The 1,200-nt window shown below is 69.2% G+C and carries 1 protein-coding gene; it reads left to right on the plus strand.

Annotation, left to right across the window (positions count from 1 at the left end; translation table 11 throughout):
* Nucleotides 1–181: 181 nt before the first annotated feature.
* Nucleotides 182–1,200: TerC family protein (locus tag NBZ83_RS32240; RefSeq protein ID WP_261576526.1), on the plus strand; the 1,019-nt coding region annotated here is incomplete at its 3' end.

The following is a 1,200-nucleotide window of genomic DNA, read 5'->3' on the forward strand; positions in this document are numbered from 1 at the left end:
CTCTGGCGCTGACCCCGAGTGGATCGTCGCTCTGCGTTCATCTCGCTGGCGGCGGGACACGCGTGAACGTGCTCTGACCGGCCGCTGGCAACGGCGCCCGGCCGGTCAGAGCGACATCTTCCGCCCCGGAGGAGCCGGGGTGGCGCATCCGGGCCGCGACCCGACACCTCTGGAGATCTCCGTGCATGTTCCCCTCTGGGCCTGGGCCGCCTTCGTCGGCGCTTTGCTCGTGCTTCTCACCATCGATCTGCTCGCCCACCGCAGGGCCCACGTGATCGGCTTCCGCGAGGCCGCCTGGTGGAGCCTGCTGTGGGTGTCCCTGGGCATCGGCTTCGCCGGGGTCATCTGGGCCTGGCAGGGCCCCGGGGCCGCCGGCGAGTACACCACGGCCTGGCTGCTCGAGAAGAGCCTGTCCGTCGACAACCTGTTCGTCTTCGCGCTGATCTTCTCGTACTTCAAGGTGCCCCGGGAGTACCAGCACCGGGTGCTGTTCTACGGCGTGCTCGGCGCGCTGGTGCTGCGGTTCATCTTCATCGCCGCCGGGGTCGCCCTGCTCGAGCAGTTCAGCTTCATCATCTACATCTTCGGCGCTTTCCTGATCTTCACGGCCGTGAAGATGCTGCGCGACAACGGCGTCGAGATGGACCCGGGACAGAGCCGGGCGGTGACGCTGCTGCGACGGGTCATGCCGGTCACCGACCAGTACGAGGGACAGCGCTTCATGCTGCGCCGCGCGGGCAAGCTCGTCGCCACGCCGCTGCTCGCCGTCCTCGTCGCGATCGAGACCGCCGACGTGCTGTTCGCCTTCGACTCGGTGCCCGCCGCGCTGGGCGTCACCGACAAGACGTTCCTCATCTACACCAGCAACGCGCTCGCCATCCTGGGCCTGCGTTCGCTGTTCTTCCTGCTCGCGGGCCTGATGGAACGGTTCCACCACCTGGCGACGGGGCTGGCGTTCATCCTGGCCTTCATCGGCGTGAAGATGCTGCTCACGGACGTGTGGCACATGCCGATCGCGCTCTCGCTCGGCGTGATCGCCGTCGCGCTGGCCGTCTCGGTGATCTGGTCGCTGCTCACCGCACCGCCCGCGCAGGATGCGGTCGAGGCGCCTGTGCCCGACGAGGGCTCCTCGTCGGTGCCGATCTCGGGCGCTGACCGGGCGGGCTCGGGGGCGGACCAGGGCGTGGGCGTGGACCGGGG

It is taken from the genome of Frankia gtarii, from assembly GCF_025403375.1.
GTDB classification, from domain to species: domain Bacteria; phylum Actinomycetota; class Actinomycetes; order Frankiales; family Frankiaceae; genus Frankia; species Frankia gtarii.